The 16,643-nt window shown below is 67.6% G+C and carries 14 protein-coding genes; 8 read left to right on the top strand and 6 right to left on the bottom strand.

The features are described 5' to 3' along the window. The first annotated feature begins 24 nt into the window (after positions 1-24). From AiwAL_RS07020 to AiwAL_RS07010, 3 genes are all read left to right on the top strand, one after another. Complete coding sequence (locus tag AiwAL_RS07020) at positions 25-177, top strand: hypothetical protein (RefSeq protein WP_235703603.1); 153 nt, start codon at positions 25-27, stop codon at positions 175-177. A gap of 378 nt (positions 178-555) precedes the next feature. Beyond that, on the top strand, positions 556-2,121 hold the full coding sequence (locus tag AiwAL_RS07015) for a Hint domain-containing protein (protein ID WP_262312402.1): 1,566 nt from the start codon (positions 556-558) through the stop codon (positions 2,119-2,121). Between the two features lie 163 nt (positions 2,122-2,284). Next, positions 2,285-3,418, top strand: a complete 1,134-nt coding sequence (locus AiwAL_RS07010; protein WP_262312401.1) for an OmpA family protein — start codon at positions 2,285-2,287, stop codon at positions 3,416-3,418. A 39-nt stretch (positions 3,419-3,457) separates the two neighbouring features. On the opposite strand, the gene AiwAL_RS07005 is transcribed toward AiwAL_RS07010, so the two are convergent. Together AiwAL_RS07005 and AiwAL_RS07000 are read right to left on the bottom strand one after the other, a co-directional pair. Next, positions 3,458-3,868 carry a PIN domain-containing protein gene (locus AiwAL_RS07005; RefSeq protein WP_235703606.1) on the bottom strand — a complete coding sequence of 137 codons (411 nt, stop codon included), beginning with the start codon at positions 3,866-3,868 and terminating at the stop codon, positions 3,458-3,460. Continuing rightward, entirely contained in the window at positions 3,858-4,088 is a 231-nt protein-coding gene (locus tag AiwAL_RS07000; protein ID WP_235703607.1) for an AbrB/MazE/SpoVT family DNA-binding domain-containing protein, read from the bottom strand. Before AiwAL_RS07000 ends, AiwAL_RS07005 begins: the two co-directional genes overlap by 11 nt. A 161-nt stretch (positions 4,089-4,249) precedes the next feature. On the opposite strand from AiwAL_RS07000, the gene AiwAL_RS06995 reads away from it, so the two are divergent. From AiwAL_RS06995 to AiwAL_RS06980, 4 genes are read left to right on the top strand one after another with little or no spacing between them, the layout of a single operon-like run. Next, a complete protein-coding gene (locus tag AiwAL_RS06995; RefSeq protein ID WP_262312400.1) occupies positions 4,250-5,164 on the top strand; it encodes a bifunctional helix-turn-helix transcriptional regulator/GNAT family N-acetyltransferase in 915 nt (304 codons plus the stop codon). A gap of 44 nt (positions 5,165-5,208) precedes the next feature. Next, positions 5,209-6,558: a TolC family protein gene (locus tag AiwAL_RS06990; protein ID WP_262312399.1), complete on the top strand. Its 1,350-nt coding sequence runs from the start codon at positions 5,209-5,211 to the stop codon at positions 6,556-6,558. Beyond that, the gene (locus tag AiwAL_RS06985; RefSeq protein WP_262312398.1) at positions 6,555-7,433 is read left to right on the top strand and encodes a hypothetical protein; all 879 of its coding nucleotides are present in this window, start codon (positions 6,555-6,557) and stop codon (positions 7,431-7,433) included. Before AiwAL_RS06990 ends, AiwAL_RS06985 begins: the two co-directional genes overlap by 4 nt. A 6-nt stretch (positions 7,434-7,439) precedes the next feature. Beyond that, positions 7,440-10,532, top strand: a complete 3,093-nt coding sequence (locus AiwAL_RS06980; RefSeq protein WP_262312397.1) for an efflux RND transporter permease subunit — start codon at positions 7,440-7,442, stop codon at positions 10,530-10,532. A gap of 7 nt (positions 10,533-10,539) precedes the next feature. Here AiwAL_RS06980 and AiwAL_RS06975 read toward each other — a convergent pair whose 3' ends face one another. Both AiwAL_RS06975 and AiwAL_RS06970 read right to left on the bottom strand, forming a co-directional pair. Next, the gene (locus AiwAL_RS06975; RefSeq protein ID WP_262312396.1) at positions 10,540-12,906 is read right to left on the bottom strand and encodes a TonB-dependent receptor; all 2,367 of its coding nucleotides are present in this window, start codon (positions 12,904-12,906) and stop codon (positions 10,540-10,542) included. Positions 12,907-13,049: 143 nt separating this feature from the next. Further along, on the bottom strand, positions 13,050-13,700 hold the full coding sequence (locus tag AiwAL_RS06970) for a cation transporter (protein WP_262312395.1): 651 nt from the start codon (positions 13,698-13,700) through the stop codon (positions 13,050-13,052). 63 nt (positions 13,701-13,763) lie between these two features. Between AiwAL_RS06970 and AiwAL_RS06965 the strand changes: the two genes are divergently transcribed. Continuing rightward, positions 13,764-14,177: a helix-turn-helix domain-containing protein gene (locus AiwAL_RS06965; protein ID WP_262312394.1), complete on the top strand. Its 414-nt coding sequence runs from the start codon at positions 13,764-13,766 to the stop codon at positions 14,175-14,177. Here AiwAL_RS06965 and AiwAL_RS06960 read toward each other — a convergent pair. Beyond that, the gene (locus tag AiwAL_RS06960; RefSeq protein WP_235703614.1) at positions 14,174-15,463 is read right to left on the bottom strand and encodes an adenylosuccinate synthase; all 1,290 of its coding nucleotides are present in this window, start codon (positions 15,461-15,463) and stop codon (positions 14,174-14,176) included. The genes AiwAL_RS06965 and AiwAL_RS06960 overlap by 4 nt on opposite strands. A gap of 3 nt (positions 15,464-15,466) precedes the next feature. Beyond that, entirely contained in the window at positions 15,467-16,612 is a 1,146-nt protein-coding gene (locus AiwAL_RS06955; RefSeq protein ID WP_235703615.1) for an ATP phosphoribosyltransferase regulatory subunit, read from the bottom strand. Positions 16,613-16,643: the final 31 nt, after the last annotated feature.

Raw genomic sequence — 16,643 nt, 5'->3', positions numbered from 1 at the left:
GCCGAACCCATGGAGGTGAATTCGATGAACGCAATTCTCAAAATTCTGGTTATCGCCGCACTCGGCCTGCTGACCGCTTGTGCCGGCGGCAATCCCAGGCTGGTTTCGAAGATCAACGCGGCCTATGGCACGACGTTTCCGATTGCCGCGCACGGTTATGCCGGTCTGGGGCGGTGACGTTCCGACACGTTGCGGATCGGCAACTTTGTTCGTATGATTTTCCGAGGCGGGTTTTCCGTGATTGGTGGCCGGGATGAGCGTGCCCGTCGCTTGGGCGCGTCTGTTTCGCGATGGCCGGTTGAGACGACGATGATTACAGAAAATTAATCCACGTGCCGTTTATTTTGAAATTGTTCCGAAATTGCGAATAAGTCTCATCGAGCTGCGATCAACCGATTGAAATAATATAATTTTTGATTGCGTCTCCGGCGATCGGCCGGTTTCGAATTATTGCGATTTCCGGGCGGTTTGTCGCGTTTGTTATGAACAATTTGGTTGACGACGCTTTCATCCAGCCCCTAACGTATAGGGAAATCAGCGTTTGGAGGACGTCGCATGGCCACGGACATCACGATCACCAGCAGTACCCCTTTGACGCTGACCAGCCAGCTTCAGGGCGGCTATATCGATTTCACCGGGGCGAATCAGACGCTGGTGATCGAGCCGAGCGCGCTGGTCGGGTCGCCGAGCGCGCCGACCCAGACGTTGATCAACGGCGAGGTGTATAATTTCGCACCGAGCGACGAGGTCATTCTCGACAATATCACGGCGCAGCTTGCGATCATCGGTTTTTCAAATATCGGGACTCTCCTGCCAGCGGAATTCGCTGGTGATCCGAACCCCGATCTCGTTCTGACGCCGGGGACGACGCAACTTGCGGTCGTCGCCGGAATTCCAATTTACGGCACTCTCACCTCGAACAACCCGTTTTTCGTGGACGTGGCTCCGACCGGTAGTGCCAACTACAACTCCATCATCGCCTCGCTCGAATTGATCGAGGAAAAGACGCTGGGCAAGATCGTGTCCGACAGCGGCCCTAGCGGACCGACCTTGACTCTCGACCTCTCTAATCCGTCCTCGGGTCTGTATAATGGCACGCTCCTCACCTCGGCCGAGGTGAACGTCAATCCCCACCCGTGTTTCGTGACCGGCACGCGGATCGCGACCGAGCGGGGCGAGGTCGCGGTTGAGGATCTCGCGGTTGGCGATGTGGTGAAAACCGCGTCGGGCGGCGCTCGGCCGGTGAGGTGGATCGGCCATCGCGCGCTCGATTTCGCGAAACATCCACGACCGGGGACGGCGCGGCCGGTGCGGATCGCCGCCGGCGCGCTCGCCGAAGGCGTGCCGGCGCGCGACCTCACGGTCTCACCGGATCACGCGCTGTTCGTGGGCGGCGTGCTGGTGCAGGCGAAGGATCTGATCGACGGCGCTCTGATCGTTCAGGAATCGCTGTGCCAGGGTGTGACCTACTGGCATGTCGAGCTCGATGCGCATGACGTGCTGCTCGCCGAGGGCGCGCCGGCCGAGAGCTATCTCGACACCGGGCATCGCGGCTTCTTCGAGAATGGCGACGGGCCGGTGGCGCTGCATCCCGATCTGATGCAGGCGCGGCGCGAAGGCGAAAGCTGCGCCAAGCTGGTGACCGAGGGTGAGGCGCTGGCATCGGTGCGGCGGCTCCTGGCGGCGCGGAAGGCGGCGCTGGGCTACGGCGTCGTCGAGAACGCGCCGTGGCTGCGGGCGGGCGGGATGTTCCTGGCACCGCGCACGGCCGCGCCCGGCGAGCTGGAATTCACCCTGCCGGAAGGGACGCGCAAGCTCGAACTGATCACCGGCAGCTTCGCGCCGAGCGAGGTCGAGCCGGACTCGGACGATTGCCGCCGGCTGGGCATCGCGCTTCACGGCATCGTGCTCGACGGCAAGGCGCTGCCGATTGAGCGGACGATCCCGGAAACCGGCCGGCATCCGCGCGCCGACGGCGATTCCGCGATCTGGACGCGCGGCGATACGGCATTGACTTTGCCGCGTTCCGGGCGCACGCTGACACTCCGTTATTCAGCGATCGCCTCGGCGTGGCGCCGGCGTGACGAGAGTGCGAAAGCGGCCTCCGTTCACGCGGCATGACCCGCAGCGTGCCGAGTGCCGCCAACCACAACAAGAAGAGCGTTCCCTTATCTGAAATTTGAGCCCGAAGGCGAACCGTGCCGAGTCCCACACCGGCACGGTTCTTTTCTTCAGGGGCAGCCTTGTTCTATTCCATCATTCGGGCTTGCTGGAGAGACACGACATGACGCGGAAATCCTGGCTGTTCGCCACCGTCGCGAATTTGGTTTTTGCCGCCGCCGCGGCGGGCGCGCTGATGGGCGGAACCGCCGCCGCGCAGACCGCCACGCAGGCAGTGACCGGGCCGTATGTGAGCCTGGGCGCGGGCTATAACATTCTGAGCGGCGAGACGATCAAGCCGCTCGACGGGACCCAGGCGGTCGCCGGCACGACCGATTATCACCAGGTGTTTCATGGCGGGTTCACCGGCGAGGCGGCGGTGGGGTACGGGTTCGGCAACGGGCTGCGGGTGGAGGTCGAGGGCGATTATTTCCGCAACACGCTCTACAAGCTCGACCAGGGTTCGGCGCAGGTTCGCGCGGGTGGGGCGGAGCGGAAATTCGGCGCGATGGTGAACGCGCTGTACGACATTCCGCTGGGTTTGCCGGTTACTCCGTTCGTCGGCGCGGGTATCGGCTACCAGTTCATCGACTGGACCAATATGGGCTACAATAACGGCACCACCGGGCTGCTGTTCAACAATCGGCAGGGCGGCTTCGCCTATCAGGCGATCGCCGGCATTTCGATGCCGGTGCCGAGCGTGCCGGGGCTGGATATCACCGCGCAATACCGGTTCATGGGGATCAGCTCGGGGCGGCAATATTACGGCTATGCGACCGGGCCGGGCGGCACGGTGGCCGGATTCTTCAAGGCCGGGCCGGATTACAACAACGCGGTGCTGCTGGGCCTGCGCTACCAGTTGTTCCAGCCCGCGCCGATGGCGGCCGCGCCGATCCCGACGCCGGTGGCCGCACCCGCACCCGCGCCGGCGCGGACCTATCTGGTGTTCTTCAACTGGGACAAGGCCAACCTGACGCCGCGGGCGAAGCAGATCGTCGGCGAGGCGGCGCAGGCGTCGCGCACCACGCAGGTCACGCGGCTCAACGTGAACGGCTATACCGACACCTCGGGCTCGCCCGCCTACAACATGAAGCTGTCCTATCGCCGGGCCGACAATGTCGCGGCGCAACTGGTGGCGGATGGCGTCGCGAAGCAGGATATCGTGATCAAGGGCTATGGCGAGACGCATCTTCTGGTGCCCACCGGCCCCGGCGTGCGCGAGCCGCAGAACCGGCGGGTGGAGATCATTCTGCACTGAGGGCGCCGGGCGGGGTGTCCTCGCGGATACCCCATATTCCTATTCCGCTTCCGCGACGAACGGGTTGGTCACGCGCAGGCGGTTTTCGATGAGCAGATCGTGGTGCATGTCCTCCGACAGGAGGACGGTGCAATCGGCCTGGAGAGCGGCGGCGGCGATCATCGAATCGTAGACCGAGAGTGCGTATCGGCTCGCCAGATCGAGTCCGATCGCGTGCGTTTCGACGGTCAGGGGTCTGACATCGAGGAGGGCCGCGAACGGAGCCAGGAATTGCCGCGTCTCGTCCCAGGACATCGCCATTTTTCGCCGCGCGACGTTGGCGGCCTCGTTGAGAACCTGAACGCTGATGACGCCGCCCTGGCCGATCAGGCGCTCGGCCCGGCCGGCTTTTCCGGGATCGGCGGAGGCGAGGTAGAGCAGAACGTTGGTGTCGAAGAAGCTATCGGGCATTCGCCTCGTCCCGGTCGAACTTGAAATCGGCCGGAAGCCGTCCGCGAAATGCGCGGAGCCGGTTCAGCAGATCCGCACGACCGGGCTTGCGGGCGATCGCGAAATGCCGGGAATCGGCGACATGAACCTCGACATTGTCGCCTTCCTTGAGATCGAGCGCTGCGACGACGACCGAGGGCAGCCGGATGGCGAGGCTGTTGCCCCATCGGGAGACCTGCATTCGAACCTCCGATCACGGGACGATATACGCACATGAAACGTATATCAGACGGAAGAGTGCCGATCAAGGGTGGACCGGCGAGCGGAAAATTGGGCTTTCCATCCATGGGGTTGCCGCGTTAAATGTTGTCTGAGACAACACTGTAAGCGCAAGGAGGGACGATGGACGCGGTCGCGGAAGTCCGAAGCTTCAACCGATTTTACACCAACCGGATCGGCCTGCTGAAAACCCGTCTGCCGGAGAGCGAGTTTTCGCTGGCGGAGGCGCGGGTGGTCTTCGAGCTGGCCCAGGGCGGCGAGCAGACCGCCGCCGGCATCGCGCGCCGGCTGGACATGGACAAGGCGCATCTGAGCCGGATCGTCGCGCGGTTTCGCACGCGCGGGCTGCTGCGCAGCCGGGTGAACCCGGATCACGGCAAGCATCATCTGCTGTCCCTGACCGATGCGGGGCGAGCGGCGTTCCGCACGCTCGACCAGGGCACGCGGGCGCAGATCGGGGCGATGCTCGACCCGCTCGGCGGGGATGCCCGCGAAACCCTGGTTGCGGCGATGCGGCGGATCAGGACGGTACTGAACCAAGAGGATGGGCCGGCTGATGCCGCGGCGCTGCGCGGGTTGCGGCCGGGCGATCTCGGCTGGATCATCCATCGCCAGGCGGTGCTGTATCATCGCGACTATGGCTGGGACTGGAGCTATGAGGGGCTGGTTGCCGAAATCCTCGGCGATTTCGTGAAAAATTTCGACGCCGCCCGCGAGGATTCCTGGATCGCCGCGCACGCGGGCGGGATCGCCGGGTCGATCTTTCTGGTGCGAAGCGACGATGCGGCGGTCGCGAAGCTGCGGCTGCTTTATGTCGAGCCGGAGGCGCGCGGCCGCGGGATCGGCAACATGCTGGTCACCGCCTGCATCGATCGCGCCCGCGAATTCGGCTATCGCCGCCTGGCGCTCTGGACCAACAACGTTCTGGTTTCGGCGCGCCGGATCTATCAGGCCAAGGGGTTCCGGCTGGTCGACGAGACGCCGCATCATTCGTTCGGTTGCGATCTGGTCGGCCAGACATGGACTCTTGATCTATAGGGCGGTTGCGCCGGGGGTTCGGGGCTGGCAGGGTCCGCGCCGGAATGAAACGGGGTTCGCGGATCGCTGGTCTGGCGGCGCTGGCGGCATTGTCCGGCTGCGCGCGGTATCACGCGCGGCCGATCGATGCCGGGCGGAGTGCCGCGCGGCTGACGGCGCGGCGGCTGGACGATCCGCGCCTGGACAAATTTCTCGCCGCGATGGGGCGGAAGCCGGAGCAGCGCTGGGGGCTCGGCGCGCTGACCCTGGTTGCGGTGTATGAGCGGCCCGATCTCGCGATCGCCAGGGCGAATTTTTCGGTGGCGCGCGGCTTGGTGGCGAGCGCGTCGGCGCTGCCCAATCCGGTGCTGTCGCTGCAGCCGACCTATAATGCGACCAACGGCAATCCATCGCCGCTGAAAATCGGGCCGCTGGTCAGTTTCCTGATCGATAATTTCGGCGCCCGGCAGGCGGGGATCGCGGCGGCGCGGGAACGGGCGGCGGCGGCGCGGCAAGCGATCGCCACCGCCTCATGGGCCGAACGCGCGCGGGTGCGCGATGCGCTGCTGGCGTTGTGGAGCGCGCGGCGCGGCGCGGCACTCGCGCAACGCAACGCGGCGCTGGCGGAGGCGGCGGAACGGACGATCGATCAGCGCTATCGGGCGGGGATGGTCTCGTCGGTGGCGCGCAACCAGGCGGCGCTGGCGGCGGAGCAGGCGGAATTCGCCGCCGCCGAGGCCGGGCGGCGCAAGTCGGTCGCGCGGGCCGGGCTTGCGGCGGCGCTCGGGCTGCCGGATGCGGCGCTGGACGGTGTTTCGATATCGACCGCCGCGTTCGATGCGCCGGGCGCGCCGGGCGAGATGGCAGGACTGGTGCGGACGGCGCTGGTCGCGCGACCCTCGGTGCGGGCGGCGCTGGCGCGGTATCAAGCGGATCAGGAGGATTTGCGCCAGGCGATCGACGCGCAGTTTCCCGGCGTGACGATCGGGCCGGGCTATCATTACGATCAGGGCGACAACAAGTTTCTGCTGGCGATTTCGCTGCCGCTGCCGGTGCTGAACCAGAATCAGGGGCCGATCGCGGTGGCGCGGGCGAAGCGGCGGCGCGCGGCGGCGCAATTCCAGGCGGCGCAGTTGCATGTGCTCGATCAGGTCGGCCGGGCGGAGCGGAATTATCGGGCGAGCGTGACGGCCAAGGCGGAAGCGGACCGGATCGCGGCGCGGGCCAGGGTGCAGGCGCGCGCGGCGCGCGCGGCGTATCGCGCCGGGGCGACCGGGAGGGTGCGGCTGCTCGGCGCGGAACAGGCCGATATTCTCGCGCGGCAGAACGCGCTGGCGGCGGAAATCCAGGTGCGCACGGCACTCGGCCAGTTGGAGGACGGTTTGCATCATCGGTTTTTTGGGAGCGGCGCATGAGAGTTTTTGCAGTGGCGCTTCTGCTCCTGGTTCCCGCGCTGGCGTGGGGCGCGCCGCGCGGCATCGCGCTGACCAAGGCGCAGATGCGGGACGGCGGGGTCGCGGTGGCGCGCCCGGCGCCGATGCGGTTCGCCCCGGCGCGCCGTGGCTACGGCATGGTGATCGATGCGTCGCCGGTGCTGGCGCTGCGCGCGGCGATCGTTCAGGCCGAGGCGCGGGAGCGGCTGACCATGGCGACGCTCGGGAGGACCCGAACCCTGTTTCACGGCGCAGGCAATGTGTCGGAAGCGGCGTTGCAGCAGGCCGAGGCGGCGCAGGCGGTGGCGGCGGCGCGGCTCGCCGGGCTGAAGGTGAAGGCGCGGACGACATATGGCGCGGCGCTGGGCGGGGCGCTGATTTCGGGCGGAAAAGTGGTTCGGGCGCTGGAGTCGGGCCAATCGCTGGTCGAGGTCGGCCTGCCCGGCGCCGCACTGACCGATCCGCCCGCCGTGGCGAAGGCGGGCACGGCGAAGCTGACGCTGATCGGGGTTTCGGGACATCTGCCGCGCGGCATGGTCGGCCAGGGGCTGTATTATCGCGGCCCGGCGATGCAGGTCGGCACGCCGCTTTCGGTGTCGCTGCCCACCGGGCCGGTGCGGCGCGGGATTTCGGTGCCGGCGTCTTCGGTGCTGTATCGAGGCGGCGCGGCCTATGTGTTCGTGGAGACATCGCCTGGCCGGTTCGTGGCGCGCGCGATTCCCATTGGCGCGAAAATCCGAAAGCACGGGGCGGTAACCGGGTATTTCGTGGCCGGCGGGGTGCTGCCTTCGGGTGCCAAGCTGGTGGTGAAGGGCGCGGGGCTGCTGCGTTCGATCGCCAAGACGACGAAGGGCTGAGCGGGGATGCTCACCGGCATCGTTCGCGCCGCGCTGCGCTACCGGCTGGTGGTGGTGCTGGCGGTTGCCGGGTTCGCGCTGATCGAGGCGGCGCATCTGCCTTATGCGCATTACGGCGTGTTCCCCGAATTCGTGCCGCCCAGCGTGCAGGTGCAGACGGCGGCGCCGGGGCTCGATCCGCGCGGGGTGGAGCGGGCGGTGACCGACCGGATCGAGCAAGGGCTGGGCGGGTTGGCCGGGCTCGCCGCGCTGCGTTCGCAATCCGCGGCGGGGGTGTCGGTCGTCGATGTGGTGTTCCACGGCGGAACCAACGTCTATCGCGACCGGGAGCGCGTGGCGGGGCGGCTGGCAGCGATCGGCGCCGGGCTGCCGCGCGGCGCGGTGCCGGTGATCGTGCCGATGCAGTCGGCGACCGGGACGGCGGTGGATATCGGGCTCGAAGCGCCGGGGATGTCGCTGATGCGGCTGACCGCGATCGCCCAGACCCTGGTGCGGCCCGCATTGCGCGCGGTGCCGGGGGTGGCGAACGCGGTGATGTTTGGCGCCGCGCCGCCGCAATTGGATATCGAGGCGAAGCCGGCCGCGCTGCTGGCGACCGGGTTCGGGCTGAACGCGGTGGCGGCGGCGGCGCATCGGGCCAGCGCGGTGCTGGGCGGCGGGTTTTTCGATACCGGGAATCAGCAGATCCTGCTTCAGGCGCATGGCCAGACCCGGACCGCGCGGGAATTGGGTGACAGCCTGCTCGGGATGCGCGACGGCGTGCCGGTTCTGCTCCGCGATGTGGCGACTGTGCGCGAGGCGGCGCCGCCGCGCTTCGGCGCCGCGCTGATCGAGGGCAGGCCGGGCATTCTGCTGATCGTGTCGTCGCTGTATGGTGCGAATACGCTCGCGGTCGCCGACGGTGCGGAGAAGGCGATGGCGCGGATCGGCCCGGCGCTGCGCGCGGAGGGGGTGATTGTGGTGCCGGATGCGCTGGCGCCCGGCGATTTCACCCGCGAGGCGCTGGCCGATCTCGGCCATGTGCTGCTGATCGGCGCCGCGCTGATCCTGATCGTGCTGATCCTGGCGCTGCGCGACTGGCGGATCGCGCTGATTTCCTTCGTGTCGATTCCGGTCTCGCTGCTTGCCGCCGTGGCGGCGCTGCAGTTTTTCGGCATGACCCTGACCACCATGGCGCTGGCGGGGCTGGCGATCGCGCTCGGCGAGGTGGTGGACGATGCGGTGGTCGATATCGAGAATATCAGCCGCCGGTTGCGCGAGAATGCGCGGCTTGCCGAGCCCGCGCCGGCGCTGCGCGTTATTCTGCACGCGTCGGTCGAGGTGCGCAGCGCGATCGTGTTCGCGACCGCCTCGGTTGCGGTGATGTTCATGCCGGTGCTGGTGCTGGGCGGCGTGGCGGGGCGGATTTTCGCGCCGCTGGGCATCGCCTATATCGCGGCGATCGCGGCCTCGCTGGTGGTGGCGCTGACGCTGACCCCGGCGCTGGCCGCGCTGTTGCTGCGCGGGCCGGGGCATGAGACGGTTTCGCCGACGATCGCCGCGGCGCGGCGCATCTATGCGCGCGGGCTGGAGCGGGCGGCACGCGGCGGCCGGGTTTTCATTCTCGTCGGCCTGATCGCGGTGGTTGCGGCGGCGGCGAGCCTGGGGTTCCTGCGGGTGAGCTTCCTGCCGAGCTTCCGCGAGCAGGACGTGATCGCGCATTATCTCGCCGCGCCCGGCACCTCGATCGACACCATGCTGGCGATCGGGCGGCGGGCGCTGGCGAAGCTGAAAGGCGATCCCGATGTCGGTCAGGTGGTGCTGCATGTCGGCCGGGCCAGTCTCGGCAACGGCCATGCCGGGGTGAACAAGGCGGAGATCGACATCACGCTGAGCCGGACGGGCAATGCGAGGCCGGTGGCGGCGGGGCGGCGGATTCTGGCGAAAATCGGCGACGTGCCGGGGGTGCGCTGGTGGGAGAACACGTTCCTGACCGAGCGGATTCACGAGAGCCTGTCGGGGTTCGCGGCACCGCTGACGATTTCGGTGTTCGGGCCGAAGCTTGTGGAACTGTCGGCCGATGCGCGCCGGATCGCGCGGGTGGTCGGCACGATTCCCGGCGTCGCCGCCGCCAATGTCGCCGCGCCGCCGAACACGCCTGCGGTCTCGGTCACGCCCGAGCGGGCGGCGCTGGCGCGCTATGGGCTGACCGCGCGCGGGGTGCTGGGGGCGATCCGTGCCGCCTATGCCGGCGAGACGGTGGGGAAAGTGTATCGCGGCCTGCTGGTCGAGCCGATCGTGGTGACGCTGCCGCGCGCGATGCGGCGCGATCCGGGGACGCTGGCCGGATTGCCGGTGTCGGGCGCGGGCGGCCGGGTGGTGCCGCTCGGGCTGGTCGCGCGCATCCATTCGACCGAGGCGCCGGCGCTGATCCTGCACAATGGCGGGCGGCGGGTGCAGGTGGTGACGGTGGAGACCGCGCCGGGGCAGGGCGGCGCGGTGCTGGCGGCGGCGCAGAGGCGGATCGCGCGGTTGCATCTGGCGGCGGGCGATTACTATGTCGCGTATGGCGGCAGCGCGGTCGCCGGAGCCAAGGCGCGGCGGAGCCTGCTGATGCACGCGGGGATCGCCTTCGTTGCGATTCTGGCGCTGCTGTCGATCGCGCTGCGCGACGGGCGGGCGGTGGCGCTGCTGGCGCTTGGTCTGCCCTTCGCGCTGGCCGGCGGGATCGGGGCGGCGTGGATTTTCCTCGGCGGCGCGGTCAGCCTGGGCGCGATGGTCGGGTTGGTGACTTTGTTCGGGCTGTCGCTGCGCAACGGGCTGTTGCTGCTGATCCATTATCGCAGGCTGGTGACGGTGGAGGGGCTGGAGTGGGGTTGGGAGACCGCGCGGCGCGGCGCGATGGACCGGCTGCCGGCGATTCTGATCACCGCGACGGTGACGGCGCTCGGGCTGCTGCCGCTGGCGGTCGCCGCCGGGTCGCCGGGCGACGAGATCGAGGGGCCGATGGCGATCGTGATCCTGGGCGGATTGGTGACCGCGACCATGCTGACGCTGTTTTTGCTGCCGCGACTGGCGGCGTATTTTCTCCATTGGCGCGAGGCACCGGAAGGGTTCTGACGTTCCGTCAGAATTTGACCTTGATCCCGGCGTAGCCGCCGATCGGCGCGGCGGGACTGTAGGCGCGCGGGTTGGTGAGGTTGGGGACTTGCGCGACAAAGACGTTGCCGAGCGAGGCGAATCCGCCATAGGTGTAGTAGGTCGCGTTGAATGCGTTCTCGATGGTGCCGAAGACTTCGAGTTTCGGGGTGATGTGGTAACGGGTTGTCAGATCCGTCACGACGTAGCCGGGCAGCGGCTTGTTCAGATTTGCCTCGTCGCCGAACAGATAGCTCGACGTGACCGCGACGGCGGAGGCGCCGACGCTCCATTTCGGGGTGATCCGGTAATCCGCGCCGAACTTGATTTGATTGGCCGGAATGCCGGGCAGGTGGTCGCCGGGGACGATGGCGATGTTGCCGCTGGAATCGGCGGCCGGATTGCCGCCGGCGGATTCGATGAAACCGTTGCGATAGGTCGCGCTGGTGAAGGAATAGTCGAGATAGGCGCGCCAGCGTCCGGCATGGAGATCAAGGCCGAGATCGACGCCCTGGCGCAGAACCTTGCCGATATTGCTGAAATAGGCGCGGCCGATGGTGGGCGCGTTGATGAAGGCGATGTCGTCGGCGAGGACGGTGCGGTAGTAATCGGCCTGATAGCTCAGCGTGCCGCCGCCGATCAGTGCGGCGCCGCGCAGCCCGGCCTCCCAGGTGCGGGCGGTGACCTGCTTGAGATTGGGGTCGTTGGTGAAGAAATTGGCGAGGCTGCACGCATTCTGCGGCCCGGCGCAGGAGAGTTCCGCCGGGGTTGGATTGCGGTTCGCCTCGGAATAGCCGCCATAGACGGTCACTAACGGCGTGAGTTGGTAGGCGATGCCGAGCGCCGGATTCAGATGCGAGAAAAAATGTTGCCCGGTGAGCGTGCCGCCGCCTTGATCGTGGGTGGCGAGCTGGGCCGCGTTGATCCGCGCCGAGGCGGTGACCGACAATTTTTGGGTGAGATCGAAGGTGTCGGAGGCGTAGACGCCGTAATAGGCGCTGCGGAAAAAGGCGCGGACCGGGACATTGGTGCCGGGTTCGTCGATCACGATGCCGGGGCCGACGAAAATGCGGGTGAGCGGCGTGATGCCGCCGATCAGGCCGACCGCGTCGAACTCGGTTGCCGAGCCGTCGAAGCTCAACCCGGCGACCAGGTGGTTATGGCGCGAGAATAACGGCGCGGTATTGGTCCATTGGAGCGACGCGCCGTAGCCGTTGGTGTTGGTGCTTTCCTGGTCGAGCTCGGAGTAGAAATTCCCGGTCGCGAAGGCCGGGATCGGCACGCCGCCGCGCGTGGTGCTGAGAACGCCGGGTGCGGAACAGAGATAGGGTGAGCCGGAATAGCACGGCAGGTCGTTCGGCGCGTTGCCGTTGGAGATTTTCTGCAGAAAATAATCGTAATAGGCGACCGCCTGGATCGCGTTGGCGGAATCGATCCGGTCGTTCAGCGAAATCGCGAATTTGGCATATCGGTTGCCCTGGAAATTCGGCGCGGTGTATTGCGCCGAAGGGTCGGCGGCGAGGAGCTGCACCGGCGCGGTGCCCGGACCGTTCAGCGCGGAATGGGCGAGGGTCAGGCTCATATGCAGCTCGGCGCGTGGGCCGCGCCAGCCGAGATTGGCATAGACATTCTGGATGTCCGACGACTGGTCCTGGCGCCAGCCGCCCTCGTGGCGTTCGCTCGCCGCGACATAGGCCGAGACGTTGCCGCGTTGCACGCCATATTGCGCGTCGAGCTCGGCGCGGCCGAACGAGCCGCCGAGCGCCTCGATCTCGCCGCCGTGGTAATCGAAACCGTTTTTCAACTGGACATCGATGGCGCCGCCGAGCGCGTTCAGGCCGAAGACCGGGTTGGCATCCTCCACGGTGAGGGTGCGGATCGCGGGTTCGGGCAGCAGATCCCAGTTGACCGTGTCGCCAAAGGCTTCGTTGAAGCGCACGCCGTCGACATAGACCGCGAGACCCTCCGACGTGCCTTCGAGCGGCGAGATTTCGAAGCCGTGATAGAACAGGCTGGGCTGATACGGGTTGCCTGCGGCGTTGTCGAGATTGACGCCGGTGGCGTTGCGCTGGAGCGCGCGCAGCGCGTCGGGCGCGCCGTTGCGCGAAATCTCGCGCCGGCCGAGCACCTGCACCGCCTGGGCTGCCTTGGCGATGTCGATGCCCGAATTGGTCAAGGGCGAGGTCTGGACGGTGATTCTCCTGATCTTGACGCTGCTGGCGGGGGCCGCGGGAATGATGATCGGCGCGGGCGAGGACGTGGGGACGGTTTGCGCAAAAGCGGGCGCGATGCCGGTGCAGAAGATCAGGCCGATCCAGCCGGCGCGGCGTGCGGTCAGGTCGAAGACAGGTCGCACGGCGGCGTTTCCTCATTTTCCCCTATGTTTTTGAGCGACATATGACGCAAACTCAAGATTCCACGCCAGATCATGTCGTGAAAATCATGTTTGCCAGCACAACATTTGCGTGACCGGGCGCGGGATCCGGGCCATCCGTCCGGTCATGCGCGCAAAACCAATTCGCGCGGCGTGCGGTGATGCCGCAGCTCTCCGATGGCTTGGCGGATCACCTGGCCGCCGCCGACGATCGCGAGCGTGCCCATCACCAGCGCCACAACGAAATCTGGCCAGAAAGTGCTTGTGGCGAAGACGCCGAATGCGGCGAGCAGCACCGCGAGATTGCCGAGCGCGTCGTTGCGCGAGCAGATCCAGACCGAGCGCATATTCGCGTCGCCGCCGCGAAACCGCGAGAGCATCACGGCGACCCCCGCATTGGTCGCGAGCGCGAGAATCGCGATTCCGCTCATGATACCGGCATGGGGTATGTTGCCAGTCGTGGCGAGCCAAGCGGTGCTGGCCAGCACCCAGAGACCGAAGCCGAACATCGTGATGCCCTTCACGAGGGCAGCGCGCGCCCGCCAGGATAGCGCCATGCCGGCGACGCCGAGGCTGATGCCGTAATTCGCCGCATCGCCGAGAAAATCGAGCGCGTCGGCGCGCAGGGATGCCGAGCCGGCGGCGAGGCCGGCGCCGATCTCGATGGCGAACATCGCGACATTGAGCGCGAGTGCTGTCCAGAGCACCAGCCGCCAGCCGGGACGGAACGCGGCATCGGCGTCCGGGCCGGTCTCGCCGGGGCAGCATCCGGCCATTTCTATCTCGACCGATCGTTCATCCCTCCCATATGCACCTTACAGCAACTATAGGGTCAAGCGATGAGCGATCAGGGCATCACCATCGGCGCGCTGGCGCGGGCGGCCGGGACGACGCCGGCAACGATCCGCTGGTATGAGGGTATCGGCATGTTACCCGCGCCGGCGCGCAGCGCGGGCAATTACCGGCTCTACAGCCCCGAGCATGTTGCGCGGCTCGGGCTTATCCGCCGCTGTCGGGATTTGGGGTTCAGCCTCGATGCGGTGCGGACGCTCCTGAACCGCACCGAAAACGAGGAGGGGGATTGCGCGGATATCACCGCGATCGCGCGTGACCGCCTGGCCGAACTGGACCGCAAGATCGCCGATCTGACGGCGCTGCGGAGGGAGCTGTCCCGGATGATCGACAGTTGCGCGGGCGGGACGATCGCGGCGTGCCGGATCGTCGAAGCGCTGTCGCCGGGTTCGCGGAGCTAATCGGCGAACGGATCGGTCATCAGGATGGTGTCGTCGCGCTCCGGGCTGGTGGAGAGCAGGGTGACCGGGCATTCGACCAGTTCCTCGATGCGGCGGATGTATTTGATCGCCTGGGCGGGAAGCTCGGCGTAGGAGCGCGCACCGCGGGTCGAGCCGGACCAGCCTTCGATGGTTTCATATATTGGTTCGGCTTTCGCCTGGGCGGCCGCGCCCGGCGGCAGATGGCGGTATTCTGCTCCGTCGATGCGATAGCCGATGCCGATTTTCAGTTCCTGCATCTGGTCGAGCACGTCGAGCTTGGTCAGCGCGAGACCCTGGATGCCGCCGACCTTGACCGCCTGGCGGACCAGGGCGGCATCGAACCAGCCGCAGCGGCGGGCGCGGCCGGTGACGGTGCCGAATTCATGGCCGCGCTCGCCGAGCAGCCGGCCGGTGGCGTCGCTGAGTTCGGTGGGGAACGGGCCGGAGCCGACCCTGGTGCAATAGGCCTTGGCGATGCCGAGCACGCGGCCCACCGCGTCCGGCCCGAGGCCCGCGCCGGCGGCGGCCTGACCGGCGACGGTGTTGGACGAGGTGACGTAGGGGTAGGTGCCGTGATCGACATCGAGCATCACCGCCTGCGCGCCCTCGAACAGGATGCGGGCACCGGATTTGCGGGCCTCGGCGAGGCGCTCCCAGACCGGCTCGGCGAAGGGCAGGATTTGCGGCGCGAGGGCGATGAGGTCGTTGCGGAGCGTCTGCTTTTCGAACGTTTCGGCGCCCAGTCCGGCGAGCAGGGTGTTGTGGTGGAGCAGAAGCTCGTCGAGCCGCCAGTCGAGCGTCTCGGGTTCGGCGAGATCGCAGACGCGGATCGCCCGGCGGGCGACCTTGTCCTCATAGGCGGGACCGATACCGCGCCCGGTGGTGCCGATGCGGCGTTCGCCGCGCGCGGCCTCGCGGGCGCGGTCGATCGCGGCGTGGACCGGCAGGATCAGCGGCGCGTTGTCGGCGATGCGCAGCGTCTCGGGCGTGATGTGCAGTCCCTGGTCGCGCATCCGCTCGATTTCGAGAAGGAGTGCCGAGGGGTCGATCACCACGCCGTTGCCGATGATGCCGAGCTTGCCGCGCACCAGACCGGAGGGGAGCAGCGAGAGCTTGTAGGTCTGATTGCCGACGACCAGGGTATGGCCGGCATTATGGCCGCCCTGGAAGCGCACCACGATATCGGCGCGGGAGGCCAGCCAGTCGACCACCTTGCCCTTGCCCTCGTCGCCCCATTGCGCGCCGATGATGGTGACATTCGCCATGGTTCAGTGTCCTTCGATCGGGGTGGCGCGGTCGCCGCGCCAGAGATGGGTGCAGCCGAGGCGGAGCGCTTCGGCTTCGGTGTCGGCTTCGGTGTCGGCTTCGGTGAGGCCGGCGATGGTGGCGTAGCCTTCGGCGCGTGCGGCGGCGGCGGCGTCCGGTGGCGTTCCAGCGGGGAGATAGAGACGCGGGCGCAGTGCGGGGCGCGGGGCGGAACGCAGAATCGTGTCGGGGTAGAGGGTGATTCCGGTGGCGGATTCGCCGTTGTCGCACAGGTAGCGGCCGCCCCGGCCGAGTTCGGCCTGCCGGCCGGGCGCGAAAATCGTGACCGCGATTCCGGTGTGGTAGCGATAGCCGCGGAATTCCACCGGATCGATGGTGAGGCGCAGAGTTGGGGCGAGATGGCGGATCGCCGCCACGGTCGCGGCGAGGCGATCGGCCATCGGGCGGATGGCGCTGGGCAGGACGATTTTTTCCAGCGCGGCGAGGGCCGAATCGGCCGTGCCGGCGGCATTCAGCAAAGCCAGGAGCGTGGGCGCGAGCGTGCCGCCGTGGGCGGCGATGCCGGCGGCGTCCTTGCGGTCGAGCGCGCGCGTCAGGGCGGCGTGGTTGGTGGCGTCGCCGAGCAAAGCGGGGATCAGCGGCGGCATGGTGAGGTCGATGCTGATCGCGCCGATGCCGGCGGCGGCGAGGGCGGCAGCGGCGACGGCGACGGTTTCGGCGTCGGCCTCGGGCCGGTCGGGGCCGATCAGTTCGATGCCGGCCTGAGCGACCTGGCGTTCCGGGGCGCGCTGCGAGCCGCGCACCAGAAGGCATTGCCCGGCATAGGCGAGGCGCAGCGGGCGCGGCGCCGCGGCAAGCCTTGTGGTGGCGATGCGCGCGATCTGCGGGGTGGTGTCGGCGCGCAGGCCCATCATGCGCTGGGATTCCGGGTCCATGAAGCGATAGGTCTGGTCGGCGACCGCAGCACCTGAGCCGGCGAACAGGGTGGATTCGAACTCGACCAGGGGTGGCTTGACCCGCTGGTAGCCATGCGCGCCGAAGCTGGCGGTGAGGGTTTCGGTCAGCCGCGCCTCGAATTCGGCGTCGGGCGGCAGAAGATCGGTGAAGCCTGAGGGCAACAGAGCGGGGTGGGGCAGATCCTCGGTCATTCCGGCATTTCCAGTGGACGCGGGCGTATAG

The sequence above is a fragment of the Acidiphilium sp. AL genome, assembly GCF_025499445.1.
GTDB classification, from domain to species: domain Bacteria; phylum Pseudomonadota; class Alphaproteobacteria; order Acetobacterales; family Acetobacteraceae; genus Acidiphilium; species Acidiphilium iwatense.
This window is presented reverse-complemented; position numbering and strand designations above follow the sequence as displayed.

Excerpts from the sequence above, each read along its gene's own strand:
- AiwAL_RS06980 (WP_262312397.1), top strand. The coding sequence starts at position 7,440 with ATGCTCACCGGCATCGTTCGCGCCGCGCTGCGCTACCGGCTGGTGGTG.
- AiwAL_RS07015 (WP_262312402.1), top strand. The coding sequence starts at position 556 with ATGGCCACGGACATCACGATCACCAGCAGTACCCCTTTGACGCTGACC.
- AiwAL_RS07020 (WP_235703603.1), top strand. The coding sequence starts at position 25 with ATGAACGCAATTCTCAAAATTCTGGTTATCGCCGCACTCGGCCTGCTG.
- AiwAL_RS07010 (WP_262312401.1), top strand. The coding sequence starts at position 2,285 with ATGACGCGGAAATCCTGGCTGTTCGCCACCGTCGCGAATTTGGTTTTT.
- AiwAL_RS06955 (WP_235703615.1), bottom strand. The coding sequence starts at position 16,612 with ATGACCGAGGATCTGCCCCACCCCGCTCTGTTGCCCTCAGGCTTCACC.
- AiwAL_RS07005 (WP_235703606.1), bottom strand. The coding sequence starts at position 3,868 with ATGCCCGATAGCTTCTTCGACACCAACGTTCTGCTCTACCTCGCCTCC.
- AiwAL_RS06995 (WP_262312400.1), top strand. The coding sequence starts at position 4,250 with ATGGACGCGGTCGCGGAAGTCCGAAGCTTCAACCGATTTTACACCAAC.
- AiwAL_RS06970 (WP_262312395.1), bottom strand. The coding sequence starts at position 13,700 with ATGGCCGGATGCTGCCCCGGCGAGACCGGCCCGGACGCCGATGCCGCG.
- AiwAL_RS06985 (WP_262312398.1), top strand. The coding sequence starts at position 6,555 with ATGAGAGTTTTTGCAGTGGCGCTTCTGCTCCTGGTTCCCGCGCTGGCG.
- AiwAL_RS06965 (WP_262312394.1), top strand. The coding sequence starts at position 13,764 with ATGAGCGATCAGGGCATCACCATCGGCGCGCTGGCGCGGGCGGCCGGG.
- AiwAL_RS07000 (WP_235703607.1), bottom strand. The coding sequence starts at position 4,088 with ATGCAGGTCTCCCGATGGGGCAACAGCCTCGCCATCCGGCTGCCCTCG.
- AiwAL_RS06990 (WP_262312399.1), top strand. The coding sequence starts at position 5,209 with ATGAAACGGGGTTCGCGGATCGCTGGTCTGGCGGCGCTGGCGGCATTG.
- AiwAL_RS06960 (WP_235703614.1), bottom strand. The coding sequence starts at position 15,463 with ATGGCGAATGTCACCATCATCGGCGCGCAATGGGGCGACGAGGGCAAG.